Annotated in this window: 20 protein-coding genes and 4 tRNA genes; 21 read left to right on the top strand and 3 right to left on the bottom strand. The window is 55.1% G+C overall.

All coding sequences use genetic code 11. The features are described from left to right. Positions 1–232: 232 nt before the first annotated feature. Positions 233–880: a two-component system response regulator NarL gene (narL, locus tag BY447_RS06660; protein WP_110330813.1), complete on the bottom strand. Its 648-nt coding sequence runs from the start codon at positions 878–880 to the stop codon at positions 233–235. Positions 881–1191: 311 nt separating this feature from the next. Between narL and BY447_RS06655 the strand changes: the two genes are divergently transcribed. From BY447_RS06655 to BY447_RS06625, 7 genes are all read left to right on the top strand, one after another. Further along, positions 1192–2583, top strand: a complete 1392-nt coding sequence (locus tag BY447_RS06655) for a NarK family nitrate/nitrite MFS transporter (protein WP_110330812.1) — start codon at positions 1192–1194, stop codon at positions 2581–2583. A 101-nt stretch (positions 2584–2684) separates the two neighbouring features. After that, on the top strand, positions 2685–6446 hold the full coding sequence (locus BY447_RS06650) for a nitrate reductase subunit alpha (RefSeq protein WP_110330811.1): 3762 nt from the start codon (positions 2685–2687) through the stop codon (positions 6444–6446). After that, entirely contained in the window at positions 6443–7987 is a 1545-nt protein-coding gene (gene narH / locus BY447_RS06645) for a nitrate reductase subunit beta (protein WP_110330810.1), read from the top strand. The genes BY447_RS06650 and narH overlap by 4 nt, the downstream gene beginning before the upstream one ends. Beyond that, entirely contained in the window at positions 7984–8712 is a 729-nt protein-coding gene (gene narJ / locus BY447_RS06640) for a nitrate reductase molybdenum cofactor assembly chaperone (RefSeq protein ID WP_110330809.1), read from the top strand. The genes narH and narJ overlap by 4 nt, the downstream gene beginning before the upstream one ends. Next, positions 8709–9386 carry a respiratory nitrate reductase subunit gamma gene (gene narI, locus BY447_RS06635; RefSeq protein WP_110330808.1) on the top strand — a complete coding sequence of 226 codons (678 nt, stop codon included), beginning with the start codon at positions 8709–8711 and terminating at the stop codon, positions 9384–9386. Before narJ ends, narI begins: the two co-directional genes overlap by 4 nt. Before the next feature lie 150 nt (positions 9387–9536). Continuing rightward, complete coding sequence (gene mltB, locus BY447_RS06630; RefSeq protein ID WP_033733598.1) at positions 9537–10619, top strand: lytic murein transglycosylase B; 1083 nt, start codon at positions 9537–9539, stop codon at positions 10617–10619. A gap of 80 nt (positions 10620–10699) precedes the next feature. Continuing rightward, the gene (locus BY447_RS06625; RefSeq protein WP_110330807.1) at positions 10700–11035 is read left to right on the top strand and encodes a zinc ribbon domain-containing protein YjdM; all 336 of its coding nucleotides are present in this window, start codon (positions 10700–10702) and stop codon (positions 11033–11035) included. Positions 11036–11068: 33 nt separating this feature from the next. On the opposite strand, the gene BY447_RS06620 is transcribed toward BY447_RS06625, so the two are convergent. Further along, positions 11069–11956: a dihydrodipicolinate synthase family protein gene (locus BY447_RS06620; RefSeq protein WP_110330806.1), complete on the bottom strand. Its 888-nt coding sequence runs from the start codon at positions 11954–11956 to the stop codon at positions 11069–11071. Between the two features lie 165 nt (positions 11957–12121). On the opposite strand from BY447_RS06620, the gene tam reads away from it, so the two are divergent. The 14 genes from tam to luxS all read left to right on the top strand — a co-directional run bounded on the left by tam (position 12122) and on the right by luxS (position 23433). Further along, entirely contained in the window at positions 12122–12898 is a 777-nt protein-coding gene (gene tam, locus BY447_RS06615) for a trans-aconitate 2-methyltransferase (RefSeq protein ID WP_041457043.1), read from the top strand. A 105-nt stretch (positions 12899–13003) separates the two neighbouring features. Continuing rightward, complete coding sequence (gene pncC / locus BY447_RS06610) at positions 13004–13498, top strand: nicotinamide-nucleotide amidase (protein WP_110330805.1); 495 nt, start codon at positions 13004–13006, stop codon at positions 13496–13498. A 95-nt stretch (positions 13499–13593) separates the two neighbouring features. Continuing rightward, positions 13594–14664: a recombinase RecA gene (gene recA / locus BY447_RS06605; RefSeq protein ID WP_013358828.1), complete on the top strand. Its 1071-nt coding sequence runs from the start codon at positions 13594–13596 to the stop codon at positions 14662–14664. A 121-nt stretch (positions 14665–14785) separates the two neighbouring features. After that, positions 14786–15304, top strand: a complete 519-nt coding sequence (locus BY447_RS06600; protein ID WP_013358827.1) for a regulatory protein RecX — start codon at positions 14786–14788, stop codon at positions 15302–15304. Positions 15305–15437: 133 nt separating this feature from the next. Next, positions 15438–18065: an alanine--tRNA ligase gene (gene alaS, locus BY447_RS06595; RefSeq protein ID WP_110330804.1), complete on the top strand. Its 2628-nt coding sequence runs from the start codon at positions 15438–15440 to the stop codon at positions 18063–18065. Positions 18066–18315: 250 nt separating this feature from the next. Then, on the top strand, positions 18316–18501 hold the full coding sequence (gene csrA / locus BY447_RS06590; protein WP_008927091.1) for a carbon storage regulator CsrA: 186 nt from the start codon (positions 18316–18318) through the stop codon (positions 18499–18501). 282 nt (positions 18502–18783) lie between these two features. Beyond that, a tRNA-Ser gene (locus BY447_RS06585) sits at positions 18784–18876 on the top strand. A gap of 8 nt (positions 18877–18884) precedes the next feature. Next, positions 18885–18961: transfer RNA gene (locus BY447_RS06580), tRNA-Arg, on the top strand. Between the two features lie 211 nt (positions 18962–19172). Then, positions 19173–19249, top strand: a tRNA-Arg gene (locus BY447_RS06575). Positions 19250–19468: 219 nt separating this feature from the next. After that, positions 19469–19545, top strand: a tRNA-Arg gene (locus BY447_RS06570). Between the two features lie 591 nt (positions 19546–20136). Then, a complete protein-coding gene (gene yqaB / locus BY447_RS06565) occupies positions 20137–20703 on the top strand; it encodes a fructose-1-phosphate/6-phosphogluconate phosphatase (RefSeq protein ID WP_110330803.1) in 567 nt (188 codons plus the stop codon). Continuing rightward, on the top strand, positions 20700–21128 hold the full coding sequence (locus tag BY447_RS06560; RefSeq protein ID WP_033783952.1) for a YqaA family protein: 429 nt from the start codon (positions 20700–20702) through the stop codon (positions 21126–21128). The genes yqaB and BY447_RS06560 overlap by 4 nt, the downstream gene beginning before the upstream one ends. A gap of 31 nt (positions 21129–21159) precedes the next feature. Beyond that, entirely contained in the window at positions 21160–22767 is a 1608-nt protein-coding gene (gene gshA, locus BY447_RS06555) for a glutamate--cysteine ligase (protein WP_110330802.1), read from the top strand. Positions 22768–22917: 150 nt separating this feature from the next. Further along, a complete protein-coding gene (gene luxS, locus BY447_RS06545) occupies positions 22918–23433 on the top strand; it encodes an S-ribosylhomocysteine lyase (protein WP_003849049.1) in 516 nt (171 codons plus the stop codon). 61 nt (positions 23434–23494) lie between these two features. Here the strand turns inward: luxS and BY447_RS06540 are convergent, their stop codons facing one another. Continuing rightward, positions 23495–24781 (bottom strand): HlyC/CorC family transporter, encoded by a 1287-nt coding sequence (locus BY447_RS06540; RefSeq protein ID WP_013358821.1) that lies wholly within the window; start codon positions 24779–24781, stop codon positions 23495–23497. Positions 24782–24791: the final 10 nt, after the last annotated feature.

The raw sequence follows: 24791 nt of genomic DNA, 5'->3' as shown, positions 1-24791 counted from the left end.
ACGCAGGATAACCAGATGATAACGAATAGGGCAGGGCATATGCCAGCCTGATAAACGTCCTGATCCTGACCGGGTGTAACCTGACAGGCATCCTGGCAAATGTGGCGACGGCTGGCGACAGAAAAGTGGCGTTTTTCATTACTCTGGCGCGGTGCTGCGAGGAGGCTCGCGATTTCTGCGTCAGTTTACGGTGTGCGGAGCGGCGCCAGAGCGCACAGCAGAAGAAAAATGCTCAGTGCAGCCCGTTCTGCAGCGCCCAGACGGCGGCTTCAAGGCGGGACTTGAGGTTCATTTTTTTCAGCAGATATTTGACGTGAACCTTAACCGTGCTTTCACTGATGTCCAGTTTGCGGGCAATGGCTTTATTGGTCATTCCATCGCTGATCAGTTGCAGGATGTCGCGTTCACGTCGGGTTAGCTGGCTGATATCGCGCGTCTGTGCAGGCTGCGATTCGCGCAACCGCGCAACCAGAATCGGGGTTAACGCTTCGCTAAGTACGATCTTCCCGGCGGCCGCCTGATGCAGCGCTTTCAGCAAGGCTTCCGGTTCCATATCTTTCAGCAGATAACCATCCGCGCCGCGCTTCAGTGCGCTGACCACATCCTCTTCATTATCGGAAACGCTGAACACCACTACCCGGCCAGAAAGGGTGATTTCGCGCAGCTGGGTAAGAGTATCCAGCCCGTTCAGACCCGGCATATTAAGATCCAGCAGGATCAGGTCGGGATCGTGCTGTTGTGCCAGCGCCAGACCATCAATGCCGTTACCCGCTTCGGCCATCACCTGCAGTCGTTCATCCAGCGCAATCAACTGCTTCAGCCCGTTGCGCAGCATAGGGTGGTCATCGATTAATAAGAGCGTAAATTTCTCTGCCGTCACAATCTTTCCTGTCCTGTACGCCGGCCCTGTGCGGGCGAAGGTGCCTATCTTAGCGGTGAAGCGGGGTCGCTATATACCCCCAAAGGACTACTCCTTTATTTCCATTCAGATGCCCTTTTGCTGAAGGGGTTCGCAGCAGTAATTAAACCGCATGATTTATAAGGGTTATCTGCATTCAGTTAACTACTTAACCAGGATAATCAGAGATTGCCACGCCTTTGTAACCTGCATTGCCGTTGATTTGTATCAAGCAAGCCGCCAGGCCGGATGCGCAGGATATGCACAATTATTATTCTGCTGATGAGAGATTTATGACCCAATCTGCCCCACTGCAAACCCCGACGCGCGGCGCATTAATCCAGGACTGGCAACCGGAAAACGAGGCGTTCTGGCAGGCGCGCGGCAAGCGTATCGCCAGCCGTAATCTGTGGATTTCTGTTTTTTGCCTGCTGCTGGGCTTCTGCGTCTGGATGCTGTTCAGCACCGTCGCGGTTAACCTGAATAAAGTCGGCTTTAGCTTCACAACGGAGCAGCTCTTTTTGCTGACCGCGCTGCCGTCGGTGTCCGGCGCGCTGCTGCGTGTGCCTTACTCTTTTGTGATCCCCATCTTTGGTGGCCGCCGCTGGACCGCCTTCAGCACCGGTATCCTGATCATTCCCTGCCTGTGGCTCGGCTTTGCGATACAGGACAGCCAGACCTCATTCGCGACATTTATGGTGATCTCCCTGCTGTGCGGATTTGGTGGCGCTAACTTCGCGTCAAGCATGGGCAACATCAGCTTCTTCTTCCCTAAAGCCCATCAGGGCGGCGCGCTGGGTATCAATGGTGGTCTCGGTAATCTTGGCGTCAGCGTGATGCAGTTTGTCGCACCGCTGGCAATCTCCTGTGCCATTTTTGGCTTTGCCGATGTGGGTCATACCACCGTCACCGGTGACAGCCTCTGGCTGGAAAATGCGGCCTGGATCTGGGTGCCGTTCCTGGCGGTCGGCACGCTGACGGCCTGGTTCGGCATGAACGATCTCGCGGCGGCGAAATCCTCGCTGCGTGAGCAGTTGCCGGTGCTGAAACGTCCACACCTGTGGATCATGGCGCTGCTCTACCTGGCGACCTTCGGTTCCTTTATCGGGTTTTCTGCCGGTTTCGCCATGCTGACGAAAACGCAGTTTCCGGATGTGGTGATCATGCATTACGCCTTTTTCGGCCCGCTGATTGGTGCGCTGGCCCGTTCAGCAGGCGGCATTGTTTCTGACCGCCTCGGCGGGACCCGCGTCACGCTGGTCAACTACATCCTGATGGCGCTGTTTGCCGCGCTGCTGTTTCTCACGCTGCCGGGGGACGGACATGATGGCTCGTTTATCGCCTTCTTCGCGGTGTTTATGGGCCTGTTTCTGACTGCCGGTCTGGGCAGTGGCTCCACCTACCAGATGATTGCGGTGATCTTCCGCAAGCTGACGCTGGAACGTATTAAAGCTGAAGGTGGCGACGATGCGCATGCGCAGCGTGAAGCGGCGACAGAAACCTCGGCTGCGCTGGGCTTTATCTCCGCTATTGGCGCACTGGGCGGCTTCTTTATTCCACAGACCTTTGGCCTGTCGCTCGCCATGACCGGTTCACCCGCTGGCGCGATGAAAATCTTCCTGGTCTTTTATCTCTGCTGCATCGCCGTGACCTGGCTGGTTTACGGACGAAAAGCCCGCGCCTGATAACGACAAAGCCGGTGTGGCGCACCGGCACCATTTTCCTTTCTGTGTCGCGACAGATGCAGAGTCAGCAATGTCATACCAGGCCTTCAGGAGTATTCCGGATGAGCAAGTTTCTTGATCGATTTCGTTATTTCAAACAGCTGGCTGAGCCCTTTTCCGGCCAGCATGGGCAGACCTTAAACAGTAACCGCGACTGGGAAGATGGCTACCGCAGCCGCTGGCAGCACGATAAAGTCGTGCGCTCCACCCACGGTGTTAACTGTACCGGCTCCTGCAGCTGGAAAATCTACGTCAAAAATGGTCTGGTCACCTGGGAGACCCAGCAGACCGACTATCCACGTACTCGTCCCGATCTGCCCAACCATGAGCCGCGCGGCTGCCCACGCGGAGCGAGCTACTCCTGGTATCTCTACAGCGCTAACCGCCTGAAATATCCGCTGATGCGCAGGAAGCTGATCCAGCTGTGGCGCGACGCGAAAGCGCAGCACAGCGATCCGGTAGAGGCCTGGGCATCCATTATCAGCAATCCGGAAAAGGCGAAAAGCTACAAGCAGGCGCGCGGACGCGGTGGCTTTGTCCGCTCCAGCTGGCAGGAAGTGAACGAGATGATCGCTGCTGCGAACATCTGCACCGCGAAGACCTACGGCCCTGACCGTATTATGGGTTTCTCGCCGATTCCGGCGATGTCGATGGTCTCTTACGCTGCGGGCGCACGTTATCTGTCAATGATTGGTGGCACCTGCCTGAGCTTCTATGACTGGTATTGCGATCTGCCACCTGCGTCACCGATGACCTGGGGCGAGCAGACCGACGTGCCGGAGTCGGCCGACTGGTACAACTCCTCTTACATTATTGCCTGGGGCTCGAACGTGCCGCAGACCCGTACCCCGGATGCGCACTTCTTCACGGAGGTCCGCTATAAAGGGACAAAAACCGTGGCCATTACCCCGGACTATGCCGAAGTCGCGAAGCTGTGCGACCAGTGGCTGAGTCCGAAGCAGGGCACTGACAGCGCGATGGCGCTGGCGATGGGCCATGTGATGCTGAAAGAGTTTCACCTTGATCGCGAAGTCGGCTATTTCCGCGACTACGTGCGCCGCTACACCGATATGCCGATGCTGGTCATGCTGGAGCCACGCGAGGGCGGTTACTACGCCGCAGGCCGTCAGCTGCGTGCCAGCGATCTGGTGGATGGCCTGGGTCAGGAGAATAATCCGGAATGGAAAACCGTGGCGCTGGATCAGGCGACCGGTGAACTGATTGCCCCGCAGGGCTCTATCGGCTTCCGCTGGGGCGAAAAAGGCAAATGGAACCTGGAGCAGCGCGACGGCCTGTCGCAAAAAGAAGTGGAGCTGCAGCTCAGCCTGCTCGGCAGCCACGATGAGGTGGTTGAGGTCGGTTTCCCTTACTTTGGCGGCATCACCCGCGAGCATTTTAACAGCGTCGCGCTGGATGAGATTCTGCTGCACAAGCTGCCGGTGAAACGCCTGCAGCTGGCGGATGGCAGTGAAGCGCTGGTTACCAGCGTCTACGATCTGACGCTGGCGAACTACGGTCTGGCTCGTGGTCTGGATGATGCCAACTGCGCGCAAAGCTATGACGAGATTAAAGCCTACAGCCCGGCCTGGGCAGAGCAGATTACGGGCGTTTCCCGTCAGAACATCATCCGCATTGCCCGCGAATTTGCCGAAAACGCTGAAAAAACCCGTGGCCGCTCAATGATCATCGTCGGTGCCGGTATGAACCACTGGTATCACATGGACATGAACTACCGTGGCCTGATGAACATGCTGATTTTCTGCGGCTGCGTCGGTCAGAGCGGCGGGGGCTGGGCGCACTATGTCGGTCAGGAGAAACTTCGTCCGCAGACCGGCTGGACACCGCTGGCCTTTGGCCTGGACTGGCAGCGTCCGCCACGTCAGATGAACAGCACCTCCTTCTTCTACAACCACTCCAGTCAGTGGCGCTATGAAACCCTGGCCACCAGCGAACTACTGTCACCGCTGGCGGACAAAAGCCGCTACAGCGGCAGCCTAATCGATCTTAACGTCCGTTCCGAACGCATGGGCTGGCTGCCTTCCGCGCCGCAGCTTAACGTCAACCCGCTGCATATCGCGGCGCAGGCGAAAGCCGCCGGTCAGTCACCGCTGGACTACACCGTGGAGAGCCTGAAGCAGGGCACTATCCGGTTTGCCGCTGAACAGCCGGACGACCCGCAGAACTTCCCGCGCAACCTGTTTGTCTGGCGCTCCAACCTGCTCGGTTCCTCAGGTAAAGGGCATGAGTACATGCTGAAGTACCTGCTGGGCACCGAAAACGGCATTCAGGGTAAAGATCTAGGTCAGCAGGGCCGCGTGAAACCCGAAGAAGTGGAATGGCTGGATCAGGGCGCCGAAGGCAAGCTGGATCTGGTGGTCACACTCGACTTCCGCATGTCGAGCACCTGTCTCTACTCTGACGTCGTGCTACCAACCGCTACCTGGTATGAAAAAGACGATATGAATACTTCGGATATGCATCCGTTTATTCATCCGCTCTCGGCCGCTGTTGATCCGGCCTGGGACTCAAAAAGTGACTGGGAGATCTACAAAGGTATCGCCAAAGCCTTCTCCGATATCTGTCCTGGCCATTTAGGTGTTGAAACGGATGTGGTGACGCTGCCGGTGTTGCATGACTCGCCCGCCGAACTGGCACAGCCGTTTGAAGCAAAAGACTGGAAAAAAGGCGAGTGCGACCTGATTCCGGGCAAAACCGCGCCACACATTATGGTGGTAGAGCGCGACTATCCGGCGACCTGGGAGCGCTTTACCTCGCTGGGGCCGTTGCTGGATACCCTGGGTAACGGCGGTAAAGGGATCAGCTGGAACACCAGCAAAGAGGTCGATTTCCTCAAACAGCTTAACTATGTCAAAGCGGATGGCCCGGCAGCGGGGCGGCCGAATATTGACACGGCGATTGATGCAGCCGAAGTGATCCTGGCGCTCGCTCCGGAAACCAATGGTCAGGTGGCGGTGAAAGCCTGGCAGGCGCTGGGCGCGATTACCGGTCGTGACCACACGCATCTGGCACTGAACAAAGAAGACGAGAAGATCCGCTTCCGCGATATTCAGGCGCAGCCGCGCAAAATTATCTCCAGCCCGACCTGGTCAGGTCTGGAAGATGAACATGTCTCGTACAACGCCTGCTACACCAACGTTCATGAGCTGATCCCGTGGCGAACCCTGAGCGGCCGTCAGCAGCTCTATCAGGATCATGAGTGGATGCGCGCCTTCGGTGAGAGCCTGATGGTCTATCGTCCGCCAATCGATACCCGCGCGGCGAAGCCGTTGCTGAACAGCAAGCCCAACGGTAATCCGGAGAAGGCGCTTAACTTCCTGACGCCACACCAGAAGTGGGGCATTCACTCCACCTACAGCGACAACCTGCTGATGCTGACGCTGTCACGCGGCGGCCCGATTGTCTGGATGAGTGAAGATGACGCCCGCGAGCTGGGCATTGTGGATAACGACTGGATCGAGGCGTTCAATGCCAATGGTGCACTGACCGCGCGTGCTGTGGTGAGCCAGCGTGTCCCGGCCGGTATGACCATGATGTACCACGCACAGGAACGTATCGTGAATATCCCCGGTTCGGAAATCACCAGCCAGCGCGGCGGCATCCATAACTCCGTGACGCGAACCTGTCCGAAACCGACCCATATGATCGGCGGTTATGCCCAGCTCTCCTGGGGCTTTAACTACTACGGCACCGTCGGCTCTAACCGCGATGAGTTCGTGGTGGTGAGAAAAATGAACAACGTTAACTGGTTAGATGGGGAAGGCAACGATGCCTGCCAGGGCAGCCAGCAGGAGGTAAAACCATGAAAATTCGTTCACAGGTCGGCATGGTGCTGAACCTCGACAAATGTATCGGCTGCCACACCTGTTCGGTGACCTGTAAAAACGTCTGGACCAGCCGCGAGGGCATGGAATACGCCTGGTTCAACAACGTCGAAAGCAAGCCTGGCGTCGGCTATCCGCACGCCTGGGAAGATCAGCAGAAGTGGAAGAGTGGCTGGATCCGTAAGATTAACGGCAAGCTGGAGCCTCGTATGGGCAGTCGCGTCGGCCTGCTGTCGAAGATCTTCGCCAACCCGGATGTGCCTGCGCTGGATGATTACTACGAGCCGTTCGATTTCGATTATCAGCATTTGCACAACGCGCCTGCCGGTAAACATCAGCCGATTGCGCGTCCGCGCTCGCTGATCACCGGTCAGCGGATGAAAAAGATCGAAAACGGCCCGAACTGGGAAGAGATCCTCGGCGGCGAGTTTGCTAAACGCTCACAGGATAAGAACTTCGACAACGTCCAGAAGGAGATTTACGGCCAGTTTGAGCACACCTTCATGATGTACCTGCCACGCCTGTGTGAGCACTGCCTCAACCCGGCGTGCGTGGCGACCTGTCCGAGCGGCGCGATCTACAAGCGCGGTGAGGATGGCATCGTGCTGATCGACCAGGATAAATGTCGCGGCTGGCGGATGTGTCTCACCGGCTGTCCGTACAAGAAGATCTACTTCAACTGGAAAAGCGGCAAGTCAGAAAAATGCATTTTCTGTTATCCACGCATCGAAGCGGGCCAGCCCACCGTCTGCTCGGAAACCTGTGTCGGCCGTATCCGTTATCTTGGCGTGCTGCTCTATGACGCGGATCGCATTGAACAGGCGGCCGCAGCGGAAAGCGAGAAAGATCTCTATCAGCGCCAGCTGGATATCTTCCTTGATCCCCACGATCCTGCCGTGATCGCCCAGGCACTGAAAGATGGCGTCGCGCAGAGCGTGATCGACGCCGCGCAACGTTCACCGGTTTATAAAATGGCGATGGAGTGGAAGCTGGCGCTGCCGCTTCACCCTGAATACCGCACGCTGCCGATGGTCTGGTATGTGCCGCCACTGTCACCGATTCAGTCGGCGGTAGATGGCGGGGCGCTGGCGCACACCGGCGTGCTGCCGGATGTGGAAAGCCTGCGCATTCCGGTGGAGTACCTGGCGAACCTGCTGACCGCTGGCGACACCGCGCCAGTGCTGCTGGCACTGAAACGTATGCTGGCGATGCGCCATTACAAGCGCGCAGAAAGCGTGGAGGGTGAGCATGATATCCGGGCGCTGGAGCAGGTCGGTCTGACCGAAGCACAGGCGCAGGAGATGTACCGCTATCTGGCGATCGCCAACTATGAAGATCGCTTTGTGGTGCCTTCAAGTCATCGTGAACTGGCGCGTGAAGCCTTCCCGGAAAGCAAAGGGTGTGGCTTCAGCTTTGGCGATGGCTGCCACGGCAGCGACAGCAAATTTAACCTGTTCAACAGCCGCCGAATTGATGCCATCGACGTCAGCAGGAAAACCACGCGTCCGGAGGATGCCTCATGATCACGCTGCGTATTGTGTCGCGCCTGCTGGACTATCCGGACGAGGCGCTGTTTACCCACTCTCCCGATCTGATCGCGGCTCTGGAAGAGGCCAGCGAATTCAACCTGCAGCAGAGCGCACGGCTGGTGCGCTTTATTAATCAGCTCTGCACCCGGCCCTTGCTGGACGTACAGGCTGACTACTGCGAACTGTTTGATCGCGGCCGCGCCACCTCGCTGCTGCTGTTTGAACATGTGCACGGAGAGTCCCGCGATCGCGGTCAGGCGATGGTTGATCTGCTGGAACAGTACCGGGCCGACGGTCTCGAGCTGGACAGCAAAGAACTGCCCGATTATCTGCCCCTCTACCTGGAATATCTCGCCTGTAAAAGCGATGAGGCGGCGCGTCAGGGGCTGGACGACATCGTGCCGATCCTGGCGTTGCTGGCCGCGCGACTGGAAGCGCGTCAGAGCCCTTATGCTGACCTGTTCACGGTGTTACTGACGCTGTCCGGCAGCGCGGTCGATCCTGCGGCCCTCAAGCCCCAGGTAGCGCAGGAAGCGCGCGACGATACCCCGGCCGCACTCGATGCGGTCTGGGAAGAGGAGCAGATTAAATTTCTCGGCGAACAGGGCTGTGCCTCGGCGCAGCAGGCGATGCATCAGCGTCGCTTCGCCGATGCGGTCGCGCCGCAGTATCTGGATATCGCCGCGGCGACGGCGCGCACGACAGGAGAATCAGCATGAATTTTATTAACACTTTCTTCTTCGATATTTACCCTTACCTGGCCGGAACGGTTTTTCTGGTCGGGAGCTGGCTGCGCTATGACTACGGGCAGTACAGCTGGCGGGCCGGTTCCAGTCAGATGCTGGACAAAAAAGGAATGCGGCTTGCCTCTAACCTGTTCCACATCGGCATCATCGGGATCTTCTTCGGTCATATCGTCGGGATGCTCACCCCGCACTGGATGTATGAATCGTTCCTGCCGATCGACGTTAAGCAGAAGCTGGCGATGATTGCTGGTGGCCTGTTTGGTGCGATGACGCTGGCGGGCGGCGCGCTGCTGCTGAAGCGCCGTCTGACCAATCCTCGGGTGCGGGCGACGAGCAGCGTCGGCGACATTCTGATCCTGACGCTGCTGGTGGCTCAGGTCACGCTGGGTCTGCTGACTATTCCTTTCTCCGCCCAGCATATGGACGGCAGTGAAATGATGAAGCTGGTGGGCTGGGCGCAGGCGGTGGTGACCTTCCATGGTGGTGCATCGCAGCATCTTGAGGGCGTCGCGTTTATCTATCGCATGCATATGGTACTGGGCATGACGCTGTTCCTGCTGTTCCCGTTCTGCCGTCTGGTGCATATCTGGAGTGCGCCGGTTGAGTATCTGACCCGCCGTTATCAGCTGGTGAGAAACCGCCGCTAAACGCCGGATGGCTGCGGGGAAGATACTGCCCCGCAGCCCTTTTCACCCCACGGCTGCGTTGACGTTTTTTTAAGATTCCGGACTGTATGTCAATGCGCTGAACGACTACTATTACCGCATCTGAATTTACCCCTCGTTTATGGATAACCGATGCGTCTTAAGCTAGCCCTCCTTGCGTTCATCCCGCTTCTGGCCTCCTGCAGCAGCAAACCTGACGTTCCGTCCCAGCAGAAGATGCTGGCTGCGCCGCAGGGCGGTTTTTTACTGCAGCCGTCGCACAGCGGACAGGCGATGTTCGGCGACTTTGCCGGTAACCCGGCCGCAGAGCAGTTTATCGATAAGATGGTTGAGAAGCATGACTTCGACCGTGAGCAACTGCACAACATCATTGGTCAGGCTAAGCGACTGGATTATGTGCTGCGGCTGATGGATCGTCAGGCACCGAGCTATACGCCAGCGCCGGGCCCTAACGGGGCCTGGATCCGCTATCGGAACAAGTTCATTACGCCGGATAACGTGCAAAACGGCGTGGCGTTCTGGAACCAGTATCAGGATGCGCTGCAACGCGCGCAGCAGGTCTATGGCGTGCCGCCGGAAATCATTGTCGGCATTATTGGCGTAGAAACCCGCTGGGGCCGCGTGATGGGGAAAACGCGGATTCTGGATGCGCTGGCAACCTTATCGTTTAACTATCCGCGCCGTGCGGCGTACTTCAGCAGCGAGCTGGAAACCTTCCTGCTGATGTCGCGTAAAGAGCAGGATGACCCGCTGGCGCTGAAAGGCTCTTTCGCGGGAGCGATGGGCTATGGCCAGTTTATGCCTTCCTCTTACAATGATTACGCGGTTGATTTCAATGGCGACGGCCATGCAAACCTGTGGGATCCGGTGGATGCGATCGGCAGCGTGGCGCACTACTTCCAGAAGCATGGCTGGCGCAGCGGTGAAAATGTGGCGGTCCCGGCCAGCGGTCAGGCACCGATGCTGGAAGATGGCTTCAAAACCAGTTACAGCGTGAGCATGCTGGCGGCGTCAGGCCTGTCACCGCAGGGCTCGCTGGACGGTAACAATCAGGTCAGTCTGCTGCGTCTTGATTTAGGCACCAGCTATCAGTACTGGTACGGCTTACCCAATTTCTATGTGATTACCCGCTACAACCACAGTACCCATTATGCGATGGCGGTATGGCAGCTGGGCGAGGCGGTGAGCAAGGCACGGCAGGGCGGCCTGTTATAAAGGCTATCCTTGTTAACTGTAAGGTTATATGATGACGCCCTTTTTCAGGCCACACAGCCACTGATATCTCTGGAGTCGTTATGTCTTTACCTGCCTGCCCAGCCTGTCACGCCGATTACACCTGGCAAGATGGCGAAAACCTCAACTGCCCCTCCTGCGGTCATATCTGGACCGAGGGAGAGGGTGACAGCAGCAACGGACCGCTGGAAGTGCGTGATGCCAACGGTAATCTGCTGGCAGATGGCGACAGCGTCACGGTGATCAAGGATCTTAAGGTGAAGGGCAGTTCCTCATCGCTGAAGATCGGCACCAAAGTGAAAAGCATTCGCCTGGTTGAAGGGGACCACAACATCGACTGTAAAATCGACGGTTTTGGCCCGATGAAATTAAAATCTGAGTTCGTGAAAAAGAACTGAGATCCGGGGCGCAGGGATGCGCCCGCCTTTCTTTTAATTGAACAGCCGATCAATTGCGGCGCACTGTTCCGCGTTCAGATCACCACCGTAATTACGCGAGTTACTGCTCATTGAGTCATAACGTCGCGCCACGGCCGTTTTAATCGTGGTCACAAAATCATCGCCAATACTGTAAATCGCCATCAGCCGGCCGATCTGCTGCTGCAGCCGCGTCAGCTCAGGCAGATTGCCTGTTCGCCATGCCGCCATCATCTCGGCAAAGTACTCCGGCACAATATTATTCAGGCCTGAAATCACCCCGGCACCTCCCGCCAGCAGATTGGGAAGCAGGTATTCGTCATACCCTGACAGCACGGCAAAATCACTGCGTACCTTGCGGGTCTCTTCGATCATCGCCCGGTTATGCGACAGGCAATCCACCGTATCTTTGATGCCGATAAAGTTGGGCAGCTTTGCCGCCAGAGCGGCGATCAGCGCGGGCGTCAGATCGCAGCCGGTGCGAGCCGGGAAGTTGTAGGCAAACCATTTTCCGCCCAGCTGCGCGTCGAGTGCTTCGAAGTAGTGCATCAGCTGCTGTTGCGTCTGGCCGTAGTAGTAGGGCGGCAGGACCATTACCGCATCAAAATCGTTTTTCCACGCGGCTTCGGCCAGCGCCAGCATATCAGGCACGCAGGTCGCCGAGACGTTCGCTACCATCTTCAGCGGTGACAGGGGCCTGGCTTCCTGAATCAGCTGTAAACGCTCCTGTTGCGTCAGGGAGGCAAACTCGCCAATGCTGCCCATCACCAGCAGGGTGTCGATACCGGAGTCATTAAGGCGGGAGAAGTGTCGCCCGAGCGCGTCGATATCAAGGCCGCCCTGTGCATTGAACGGGGTGACGGTAGGGCACCAGACACCGGTAAAGGCCGATTTTTCACGCATAGCTGACTCCTGAAGCAAATGTTAAAAATGAAACAGTGTTTTAACTTAATGGCTCCAGTCAGTCTCTGCCAGCGCATGATTCAAAAGTGAGCAACGGGTCGCACTTTTTCGTTTTTCGTTCGTCTCAGTAAGCGGATGCTTCTGACAACTGAGCGAGAGGTGATGATGAAAGAGTGGGATCCCGTGCTGTATCGCAAATTTGAAGCGGAACGAACCCGTCCGGCCCGCGAGCTGCTGGCGCGCATCAGTCTGGAACAGGTTGAGCAGGTGACCGATCTGGGCTGCGGACCCGGCAACAGCACCGAGCTGCTCGCCGATGCCTGGCCGCTGGCGCAGATCACCGGGCTCGACAGTTCAGCGACGATGCTAACTCAGGCCCGTGAACGTCTGCCGCACTGCCGTTTTGTCCAGGCCGATATTCGCACATGGCAGGCGGATGCGCCGCAGCAGGTGATTTATGCCAACGCGTCTCTGCAATGGCTGGATAATCACGCCACGCTGTTTCCTCATCTGGTCAGCCAGCTGGCACCCGGTGGCGTGCTGGCGATCCAGATGCCTGATAACCTCAATGAGCCGTCGCACCAGCTGATGCGCGAGGTGGCGGCTGACAATCGCTGGTCGTCACGGATTAATGCCAGTGCCGCTGAACGTACACAGCTGCTTTCCACAGGCGAGTACTACGATCTGCTAACGCAGGCCGGCTGTGAGGTGGATATCTGGCGAACCACCTATTATCACGTGATGGCCGATGCGCAGGCGATTATCAGCTGGCTGCAGGCGACCGGCTTACGGCCTTTCCTGGCGACGCTGAATGAGTCTGAACAGACGTCTTTTCTGTCTGATTATCATCAGCGCTTACTTACCGCTTATCCGGCTCAGGCCGATGGTCAGGTTCTGCTCGCCTTCCCGCGACTTTTTATGGTTGCAGTGAAAAAAAGGTGAGGGCGCTGGAAAGCAGGCCGCAAAATCAGGGCAATAATGATATGAGCCCTTGAAAAAGTGGTTTTTCTGCACCACCTTCAACCCACGAGCAAAGGGAGAGTTGTAATGGACGATCAGCAATTGCAGGCGTTAAGCGCGCAGATAGGTGAGAAGCTGAAGCAGCGTAATGCCACCGTAACCTGTGCGGAATCCTGCACCGGCGGCTGGATTGCCAAAGTCTTTACCGATATCAGCGGCAGCTCCGCCTGGTTCGAACGCGGTTTTGTCACCTACAGTAATGAGGCGAAACAGCAGTTGGTGGATGTTAAGGCCGACTCGCTGGCGCAGTATGGCGCGGTGAGTGATGCGGTGGTGCGTGAGATGGCGCTGGGTGCCCGCAAGGCGGCCCATGCTGACTACGCGATCTCCGTCAGCGGCATTGCCGGCCCCGATGGCGGCAGTGAAGAAAAACCGGTCGGCACGGTGTGGTTTGGCTTTGCCGGGCCGCAGGATAACGTATTGACTTTTCAGCAGCATTTTAGCGGCGATCGTGATGCCGTCCGCCGCCAGTCGGTGGCATGGGCCCTGCAGAAACTGTATGGCGAATTTCTGACAAATTAAACTTGATACTGTATGATTATACAGTATAATTGTCGGCAACAGAAAGAGTGCAGGCACCCTGAGTGCGTGTTTACCCGGCTTGATTAGGAGTTGAAATGGCGATTGATGAAAACAAACAGAAGGCTTTAGCTGCCGCGCTGGGCCAGATTGAGAAACAATTTGGTAAAGGCTCCATCATGCGCTTGGGTGAAGACCGCTCAATGGATGTGGAAACCATCTCTACCGGTTCGCTCTCGCTGGATATCGCATTGGGCGCAGGCGGTCTGCCAATGGGCCGTATCGTTGAGATCTACGGACCAGAGTCTTCCGGTAAAACCACGCTGACCCTGCAGGTTATCGCATCTGCACAGCGTAAAGGCAAAACCTGTGCCTTTATCGATGCTGAGCATGCGCTTGATCCGGTTTACGCCAAGAAACTGGGCGTAGATATTGAAAACCTGCTCTGTTCTCAGCCCGACACCGGTGAGCAGGCGCTGGAAATCTGTGATGCCCTGGCGCGCTCTGGTGCCGTTGATGTCATCATCGTCGACTCCGTTGCGGCGCTGACGCCGAAAGCGGAAATCGAAGGTGAAATCGGTGACTCACATATGGGCCTCGCGGCACGTATGATGAGCCAGGCGATGCGTAAACTGGCCGGTAACCTTAAGCAGTCCAATACGCTGCTGATCTTCATCAACCAGATCCGTATGAAAATTGGTGTGATGTTTGGTAACCCGGAAACCACTACCGGTGGTAACGCGCTGAAGTTCTATGCGTCTGTCCGTCTTGATATCCGCCGTATCGGTGCCATCAAAGAGGGCGATAACGTGGTGGGCAGTGAGACCCGCGTTAAGGTAGTGAAAAACAAAATCGCTGCGCCATTTAAACAGGCTGAATTCCAGATTATGTACGGCGAAGGTATCAATACCTTTGGTGAGCTGGTCGATCTGGGCGTGAAGCACAAGCTGATTGAAAAAGCGGGTGCATGGTACAGCTACAATGGCGACAAGATTGGTCAGGGTAAATCGAATGCCGGCAACTTCCTGAAAGAGAATGCTGCTGTGGCAAACGAAATTGATCTGAAGTTACGTGAGATGTTGCTCAACGGCGCGGATGAGAAACTCGCAGCAGCCGATAAGTCTGCTGAGAAAGAAGACGCGGCAAGTGAAGCGAACGAAGACTTCTGATTTATGATGTGGGAGGGGCAAAAGCCTCTCCCGCTGTTTTATCCCCCCTGATACCTTTCCTGCCTTCCCTCTGTCCTGTTCTGTCGCCATAATCTCCCTCTGTTTGTAGAAGGTGCGCAGTATGACTGAATCCTCTCAGCCCCAACCCAATGTTGTCTCTTATTCTCGTCTGCTTGACCGTGCGATGCGCATTCTGGGTCAGCGCGATCACAGCCGTGCAGAATTATCCCGTAAGCTGCAACAGTCAGCTCAGCGCGCCGCGTGGGCGCAGAAAAAAGAGCCTGAAATTATCACTGAAGCGCTGCTGGAGCAGGTACTGGACTGGTGTCAGGAAAGCGGCTGGTTAAATGACGAGCGTTTCACCGATCGGTTTATTCAGAGCCGAAGCCGTAAAGGTTTTGGGTCGCAACGCGTACGGCTTGAACTGGCCCAGAAAGGCATCGATCGTGAAGCTATTGATATTGCAATGGAAGAGACGGATGTTGACTGGGCAGCCTGCGCTGCACAGCTGGCTGAACGAAAATTCGGACATCCGCTGCCCACAGAGTGGAAAGAGAAAGCGAAAGTACTACGCTATCTGCAGTCAAAGGGCTTTCAGACCGACGATATCCAGTCTATTTTCAGAAATTTTGATGACTAAAAGCCGATGTAATTTTACTTCCCACTGAAGAAAATTTATCTTATTCCCACTTTTTGTTCCGCTAATCAGGCACCACGAGAATGTGGCCGCGCCGATCAGAGGGAACGTTCGTTAGCGTGATTCCAGGACATTTATGAGCAAGAGCACTGCTGAGATCCGTCAAGCGTTTCTCGACTTTTTTCATAGCAAGGGACATGAGGTTGTAACCAGCAGCTCCCTCGTACCGAATAACGATCCAACGTTGTTGTTTACCAACGCCGGGATGAACCAGTTTAAAGATGTGTTCCTCGGTCAGGACAAACGTGATTACACACGTGCGACCACGTCACAGCGCTGCGTTCGCGCAGGCGGTAAACACAACGATCTTGAAAACGTCGGCTACACCGCGCGTCACCACACGTTCTTTGAAATGCTGGGTAACTTCAGCTTTGGTGACTACTTCAAGAGAGAGGCGATTGGTTTTGCCTGGGAACTGCTGACGAGCGAGCAGTGGTTCAGCCTGCCGAAAGAGCGTCTGTGGGTGACGGTCTATGAAACCGATGATGAAGCCTACAATATCTGGGCGGATGAAATCGGCGTGCCACGCGAGCGCATTATTCGCATCGGCGACAACAAGGGCAGCGCGTACGCGTCAGATAACTTCTGGCAGATGGGCGATACCGGTCCTTGTGGTCCATGCAGTGAAATTTTCTACGATCATGGCGATCACATCTGGGGTGGCCCGCCAGGCAGCCCGGAAGAAGATGGTGATCGTTATATTGAGATCTGGAACATCGTCTTTATGCAGTTCAACCGTCAGGCTGACGGCACTATGCTGCCGCTGCCAAAACCGTCGGTTGATACCGGAATGGGCCTTGAGCGTATTTCTGCCGTTCTGCAACACGTCAACTCCAACTATGAAATCGACCTGTTCCAGAAACTGATTCAGGCTGTGGCACAGGTTACCGGCGCAACCGATCTGAGTAATAAATCGCTACGCGTGATTGCCGACCATATCCGCTCCTGTGCTTTCCTGATTGCCGATGGTGTGATTCCATCGAATGAGAACCGTGGCTATGTGCTGCGTCGTATCATTCGTCGCGCCGTACGTCATGGCAACATGCTGGGCGCCAAAGAGGCCTTCTTCTATAAGCTGGTTGCGCCACTGGTTGAAGTCATGGGTGCTGCGGGCGAAGAGTTACAGCGCCAGCAGGCTCAGGTTGAGCAGGTGCTGAAAAGCGAAGAGGATCAGTTTGCCAGAACGCTGGAGCGTGGACTGGCGCTGCTGGACGAAGAGCTGGAAAAACTGCAGGGCGACACGCTGGATGGCGAAATCGTCTTCCGTCTTTACGATACCTTTGGCTTCCCGGCTGATTTAACGGCTGACGTCTGCCGCGAACGCAATCTGAAAATTGATGAAGCGGGCTTTGAGCAGGCGATGGAACAGCAGCGTCAGCGTGCACGTGAAGCAAGTGGCTTCGGCGCTGACTACAGCAACGTTATCCGCATTGATGCCGCCTCTTCTTTCAAAGGTTACGACCAGCTTGATTTGGCTGCCACGGTGAAAGCGCTCTACGTTGCGGGCAAGGCGGTTGATGAAGTGACCGCAGGTCAGGATGCCGTAGTCGTGCTGGATGAAACCCCATTCTATGGCGAATCCGGTGGTCAGGTCGGCGATACCGGTCTGCTGAAAGGGAAGAATGCTGAATTTAGCGTCCAGGATACACAAAAATATGGTCAGGCAATCGGTCATGTCGGTAAGCTGACCGCAGGGCAGTTGCGTATCGGAGATCGCCTTGAGGCCCAGGTTGATGCGGCACGTCGTGCGCGCATTCGTCTTAACCACTCTGCGACCCACTTATTGCATGCCGCATTGCGTCAGGTTTTAGGTGAACATGTGGCGCAGAAAGGCTCGCTGGTTAATGACAAATACCTGCGTTTCGACTTCTCGCATTTCGAAGCGATGAAACCTCAGGAGATTCGTCAGGTCGAAGATATTGTCAATGCGCAGATTCGTCGCAACCTGCCGGTTGAAACTGAAGTGATGGATCTTGACGCGGCGAAGTCTAAGGGTGCAATGGCACTGTTTGGCGAGAAATATGATCAGCGCGTACGCGTTCTGACCATGGGTGATTTCTCGGTTGAGCTGTGCGGGGGTACGCATGCTGCGCGCACCGGTGATATCGGCCTGTTCCGTATTCAGGCTGAATCAGGAACAGCAGCCGGTATCCGTCGTATCGAAGCGATTACCGGTGAAGGCGCGCTGGCGCAGGTCAATGCGCAGAGCAGCCAGCTTCAGGATCTTGCGCAGCTGGTTAAAGCAAACAGCAGCAACCTGAACGAGAAGGTGCGAGGTCTGATCGATCACGTGCGTGCTCTCGAGAAAGAGTTGCAGCAACTGCGCGATCAGCAGGCCGCGCAGGAGAGCGCCTCACTGAGCAGCAATGCTATCGACGTTAAGGGTGTGAAACTGCTGGTCAGTGAGCTCAACAGCGTCGAGCCTAAAATGTTGCGTACCATGGTTGATGATCTTAAGAATCAGCTGGGATCGGCGATTATTGTGCTGGCGACAGTTGCTGAAGGTAAGGTGTCGCTGATTGCGGGTGTGACCAAAGATCTGACTGACCGTGTTAAAGCGGGTGAGTTGATTGCCGGTCTGGCACAGCAGGTTGGCGGGAAGGGCGGTGGTCGTCCTGATATGGCACAAGCTGGTGGTACTGATGCTGACGCGCTGAAAGGCGCTCTGGCAGGGGTCGAGAGCTGGGTTAACAGCCGCCTGTAATGTAAACAGAACAAGGCATTGTCTGAAGCGTCAGAACCCCGGTTCCGGCGCTTTTTAATACGATGCTAAAGCAACAAATGACAAAGTCAGGTTGATGTAGTGTATTTCGGCTAAACTAACTATCAGCAGAATGTATTGGCGCATCGATGTGCATTGGTGTATTTCTCATAGTCAATGTGCAGCGTTAAATGATGGATAATGCCGGGAGCCTGTACAAGCCCGACTCTTTTAATCTTTCAAGGAGCAAAGAATGCTTATTCTAACTCGTCGAGTTGGTGAAACCCTCATGATCGGTGATGAGGTAACTGTAACGGTGCTGGGTGTTAAGGGTAACCAGGTTCGCATAGGGGTTAACGCGCCGAAAGAAGTGTCTGTGCATCGCGAAGAGATCTATCAACGCATCCAGGCTGAAAAAACGCAACAAACCAGCGTTTAACGGATTCAGCGTCTCGCACCTGTGCGAGGCGCTACCGCTTTCTGTAAAAATCCTGCCTTTTCTTTTCTGCTTTCTCTTCCCTGTTTCGTTAACGACATCATCTTTCATTGTTGATAATTCACTCTTTTTGTCGCCATTTTGTCCCAATTGTGTGTGATTTGCTCAATCAAACAAAGTTTCGGAAAAATTGTTTGACTTAAAAGTCCGGGAAAGTAATATGTGCGCCACGCAGTGCCGATGAGCAGAAACAAGTTCAGAAGCACGGTTCGAAAGAAAGCGTAAGGTGAGGTGGCCGAGAGGCTGAAGGCGCTCCCCTGCTAAGGGAGTATACGGTCAAAAGCTGTATCGAGGGTTCGAATCCCTCCCTCACCGCCATTTTCGATGCATCCATAGCTCAGCTGGATAGAGTACTCGGCTACGAACCGAGCGGTCGGAGGTTCGAATCCTCCTGGATGCACCATATTTTCGAATATGGAGAAGTGCCTCGGTGTGACATGACGCATTAGCGTTCAGGCCGCACTAAGGAGGATAACGTTGCATCAGCAACGGCCCGCAGGGCGAAGCGTAAGCTGAGTAATCCTCCTGGATGCACCATCGAAAAACAAAGTGAATTAGCAATTCCTTTCATGGTGAGTAGTTAGCACCCTGCGTTGTACAAGAATCAGATTTATGCATCCATAGCTCAGCTGGATAGAGTACTCGGCTACGAACCGAGCGGTCGGAGGTTCGAATCCTCCTGGATGCACCATATTCTGCAATATGGTCAGTGCCTCAGTGTGTCATGACGTGATTAGCGTTCAGGCCGCACTAAGGAGGATAACGTTGCTTCAGCAACGGCCCGAAGGGCGAAGCGAAAGCTGAGTAATCCTCCTGGATGCACCATTCTTTGTAACATCCTCAGGTTGGTTTCTGTAAGTCCATAAAAAGTTGTACCTCGAAAGACAGACCCCAAAAGATAGACCCCAATGCATCCATAGCTCAGCTGGATAGAGTACTCGGCTACGAACCGAGCGGTCGGAGGTTCGAATCCTCCTGGATGCACCATATCTTCCAATATGATTAGTACCTCAGTGTGTCATGACGTGAATAGCGTTCAGGTCTCACTAAGGAGGATAACGTTGCTTCAGCAACGGCCCACAGGGCGAAGCGCAAGCTGAGTAATCCTCCTGGATGCACCATCTTTTAGTTTTCAAAAATCCCTCAATTTATCGTGGCGTGATTATCGCTAAGATTGTGCCTGACACCACTCTTTTGCATCATTTACCGCCCATGACCCAAAGTTAAGCAAGTTTCCTTATAACCCCTGCGGTTTCTCTCTGGCTTTACCCATACTGTTTTTCTGCTTAACCCGCCTCACTGATTCATCATTCTGACTTAAGCGAATTACAGCGCCTGTTTCACGTGTCAGCACTCTCTGTTTTGCTGCTCACGCCCGTCCGCCGCCGCCTGTCTGCCAAAATAATGTTAAAAAATCGCTGCAAATTCGTACGGTTATCCCTGGCCGCGCACGATCACCTTTATCTGAAAACAAAAATTGCTAATGCTTTCAAAGCATTTGCTGTTCATCCCCCCTGGCGACAACCTGTCCACATTAGGCTAAAGTAATGTCTCATTTGGTGAATGTCCGGAGTGACAATGTACGATCAATATGACGCCCTGATTTTCGATATGGACGGCACGATTCTTGATACTGAGCCGACACATCGAAAAGCGTGGCGTCAGGTACTGGCGCGTCATGGATTAACGCTGGATGAAGCGCGTATTATCGACTTCAATGGCGCTCCCGCCTGGCGGCTGGCGCAGTTCATCATTGAATCCAATCAGTCGTCACTCGACCCTCATCTTCTTGCTGCAGAAAAAACGGCTGCTGTGAAAGCGATGCTGCTGGAAAACGTCAGGCCACTGCCATTAATGGAGGTGGTAAAAGCGTATCACGGGCGTCGTCCGATGGCGGTGGGTACCGGAAGCGAACACAGCATGGCAGAGGCGTTACTGACGCAGCTGGGCGTGCGTGAGCTCTTCTCAGCAGTTGTCGGCGCTGACGACGTTCAGCGTCATAAACCTGAGCCTGAAACCTTCTTACGCTGCGCTGAGCTGCTGGGTGTGGCGCCGGCACGTTGTGTGGTGTTCGAGGATGCGGACTTTGGGATTCAGGCCGCGAAGGCGGCGGGCATGGACGTGGTGGATGTCCGCTTACTGTGAGTGACGTTCTCGCCTATGCCTCGATGTTCGGCAGCAGTTTTCTGAGTGCGACGCTCCTGCCGGGAAGTTCAGAAGCACTGCTGATAGCACTATTGATAGCAAAAAAGACATCAGTTTACGGGTTGCTTTTGGCCGCATCCCTGGGAAACACCTTGGGCGGCTTAACCAACATTCTTATTGGTCGCTTGCTGCCGCTAAAACGTCAGGGGCGATGGCATGACACAGCAATGACGTGGTTGCACCGACTGGGACCTGCAGCACTTTTATTCAGCTGGCTACCGGTGGTAGGTGATCTGCTCTGCGTTCTCGCAGGCTGGTTACGTTTCGCCTGGCTACCTGCGATGCTGTTTCTCGCCGTCGGCAAAACACTGCGTTATATCGTTATCGCGACTGCCACATTACAGGGTATGCAATGGTGGCATTGATTCGCACAGATTCGAGGCTACGGTTAACATTATGCTGAACAAAAATAAATTATTATCACAGCGGGGGGGTAATGTGATCCCGGACGTATCTAAAGCGCTCTCCTGGCTGGAAGCGCATCCCAATGCCCTGAAAGGGATTGGCCGTGGCATCGAGCGTGAAACGCTGCGTGTACAGGAAAATGGCGATCTGGCAAAAACCGGCCACCCTGAATCTCTGGGCTCGGCGCTGAAGCATGACTGGATCACCACTGACTTTGCCGAAACACTGCTGGAATTTATTACGCCAGTGCATCACAGCATCGATCATATGCTGGCTTTCCTGCGCGATATCCACCGTCACGTTGCCCGTGAACTGGGTGATGAACGCATGTGGCCCTTCAGTATGCCGTGCGAGATTGACGACGCGGACAATATCGAGCTGGCGCAATATGGCACCTCCAATATCGGCAAGATGAAGACGCTCTACCGCGAAGGCCTGAAAAACCGTTACGGCGCGTTGATGCAGACCATCTCCGGCATTCACTATAACTTCTCGCTGCCGCTTTCATTCTGGCAGGAGTGGGCTGACGTGAAAGATCAGGAAAGCGGCAAAGAGACTATCTCAGCGGGCTACCTGCGGCTGATCCGCAACTACTATCGCTTCGGCTGGGTGATCCCGTATCTGTTTGGCGCATCGCCGGCTATCAGCTCCAGCTTCCTGCAGGGCCGTGAGAGTGCGCTGCCGTTCGAAACCAATGACAAAGATACCATGTGGCTGCCTTACGCCACCTCGCTGCGTCTGAGCGATTTAGGCTACACCAATAAATCGCAGAGCTCACTGGGCATCACGTTTAACTCTCTGGAAGGCTATGTCACTGCGCTGAAGAATGCGATCAGAACGCCATCTGAAGAGTATGCGGCGATGGGCACCAAAGATGCTGACGGTAACTGGCTGCAGCTCAATACTAACGTATTGCAGATTGAGAATGAGCTTTATGCACCAATCCGCCCTAAGCGTGTGACACGCTCGGGTGAAGCACCTTCAGATGCGCTGCTGCGTGGCGGCATTGAATACATTGAAGTGCGCTCGCTGGATATCAACCCGTTCTCTGCCATCGGCGTTGATGAGAATCAGGTTCGCTTCCTCGACCTGTTCCTGATCTGGTGTACCCTGGCGGATGCGCCGGAAATGAGTGCCGATGAGTTGCAGTGCACCCGCAAAAACTGGAACCGGGTGGTGCTGGAAGGGCGTAAACCGGATCAGAAAATTGCTGTGGGCTGTGGAGATGCGGAGCATTCGCTGGTGGAAGTAGGCAAGACCCTGTTTGCCGATCTGCGTCGCGTTGCTGAAGTCTTAGACAGCAATAATCAGGACAGCACGGAATATCAGCAGGTTTGCGATCAACTGGTAGCATCATTCGACGATCCTGAGCTAACCTACTCGGCGCGCATCCTTCAGGCAATGAAGGACAATGGTGTCACCGGAACGGGCGTGGCGCTGGCTGAACAGTACCGCCATCTGCTCTGCGAAGAGCCGCTGGAAGTGCTGACAGAAGACGATTTCACGCGTCAGGCGCAGGAATCTGTTGCTGCACAGCAAGAGCTGGAAGCGAATGATAAGCTGGATTTTGAAGCGTATCTGGCGAGCCGGGAAGGGTAGAAAAGAAAAAGGCCACATCAATGTGGCCAAATTAACATCTCTGTTGTCAGGGATGATGATAACAAATGCGCGTCTTTCATATATTCAGACGTTGGGCGAACAGAAAAGTTTCATCGTTTTAAAAAAAATTCTCAGAACAGGAGGTGACGTATGCCACTACTGGACAGTTTTACCGTTGATCACACCATCATGGGCGCACCGGCAGTACGCGTTGCAAAAACCATGAAGACTCCGCATGGCGATACGATTACCGTCTTTGACCTGCGTTTTTGCCGCCCGAACATTGATATCCTTACTGAGCGTGGCATTCATACGCTGGAGCATCTCTTTGCCGGATTCATGCGTGACCACCTGAATGGTGACGGTGTGGAAATCGTCGATATCTCGCCGATGGGTTGCCGCACCGGCTTCTACATGAGCCTGATTGGTACGCCAGACGAGCAGCGCGTTGCGAAAGCGTGGAAAGGGGCGATGGAAGATGTTCTGAAAGTGAAAGATCAGAACCAGATCCCTGAGCTTAATGAATACCAGTGTGGCAGCTACAAACTGCACTCACTGGACGAAGCGCAGCAGATCGCCCGCAATGTGCTGGCGCATGAGATCGGCGTTAACCGCAACGACGATCTGAAACTGCCTGCTGAAAAGCTGAAAGAACTGCACATCTAGTCAGGACTTCTCTGCTAAAAAAAACGCCGCATCGATTCGATTGCGGCGTTTTTTTATGGCTTCAGGAACCGACCGATTTTTTCAGCGGCGTCTTTGGCGTGATGCGCACCTGTTTGATCATGTTGTCCTGCACGTCCAGAATATCGACGTTGTAATGGCCGATCTGAACCCGGGTGGCGATGGCGGGGATCTCTTCCAGCGCTTCCAGCAGCATGCCGTTGATGGTGCGGGCTTCCTGCTCTGGCAACTGCCAGTTAAATGCCTTGTTGATTTCACGCACGTTAGCACTGCCCTCAATCAGTACCGAGCCATCATTCTGCGGCATTACTTCCTCTGCCAGCGACGGTGACATGGAGGTGGTAAAGTCACCAACAATCTCCTCCAGAATGTCCTCAATTGTCACCAGCCCTTTGATATCGCCATATTCATCCACCACTACGCCCGCTTTCTCTTTATTGCGCTGAAACTTCACCAGCTGAGTGTTCAACGGTGTACCTTCCGGGATGTAGTAGATCTCATCGGCGGCACGCAGCAGTGTCTCTTTGGTGAACTCTTTTTTCTCCGTCATCATGCGCCAGGCTTCGCGTACCCGCAGCATGCCGACGCAGTCATCCAGCGAATCCCGGAACAGCACGATGCGGCCGTGTGGCGAGTGACTCAGCTGACGTACGACCGACTTCCAGTCATCGTTGATGTTGATGCCGACGATCTCATTACGCGGCACCATGATGTCGTCAACGCTGACTTTCTCCAGGTCGAGCACAGAGAGCAGCATGTCCTGGTTCCGGCGTGACATCAGGCTACGCGACTCATAGACGATGGTACGTAACTCCTCTTTGCTCAGCGCAGAGTTAATGGCACCGTCAGCGCGGATACCCGCTATTCTCATCAGCAGCCGGGTAATGGTGTTGAGCAGCCAGACCAGCGGCAGCATGATGTATTGCAGCGGGACCAGCAGCAGGCTGCTGGGAAAGGCGACGCGCTCTGGATAGAGCGCCGCCACGGTTTTCGGCAGCACTTCGGCAAAGACCAGCACCACAAAGGTCAGGATGCCGGTCGCAATCGCGACGCCTTCATCACCGTGAATACGCATGCCTACGATGGTGGCAAGGGCGGAGGCCAGAATATTGACCAGGTTGTTACCGATTAAAACCAGACTGAGCAGCCGGTCAGGACGACGCAGTAACTTCTCCACCCGGCGTGCGGCGCGATTACCGTTTTTTGCCTGATGGCGCAGCTTATAGCGGTTAAGCGTCATCATTCCGGTTTCCGACCCGGCAAACCAGGCGGAAACCAGGACCATGACGCAGAGAATAATAATCAGCGTGGTGGTTGAAACATTCTCCAACGCAGAACTT

It is taken from the genome of Pantoea sp. JKS000250 (assembly GCF_003201065.1).
Lineage (GTDB): Bacteria > Pseudomonadota > Gammaproteobacteria > Enterobacterales > Enterobacteriaceae > Pantoea > Pantoea vagans.
The sequence above is the reverse complement of the archived record's forward strand: the minus strand, read 5'-3'. Positions and strand labels throughout refer to the sequence as shown.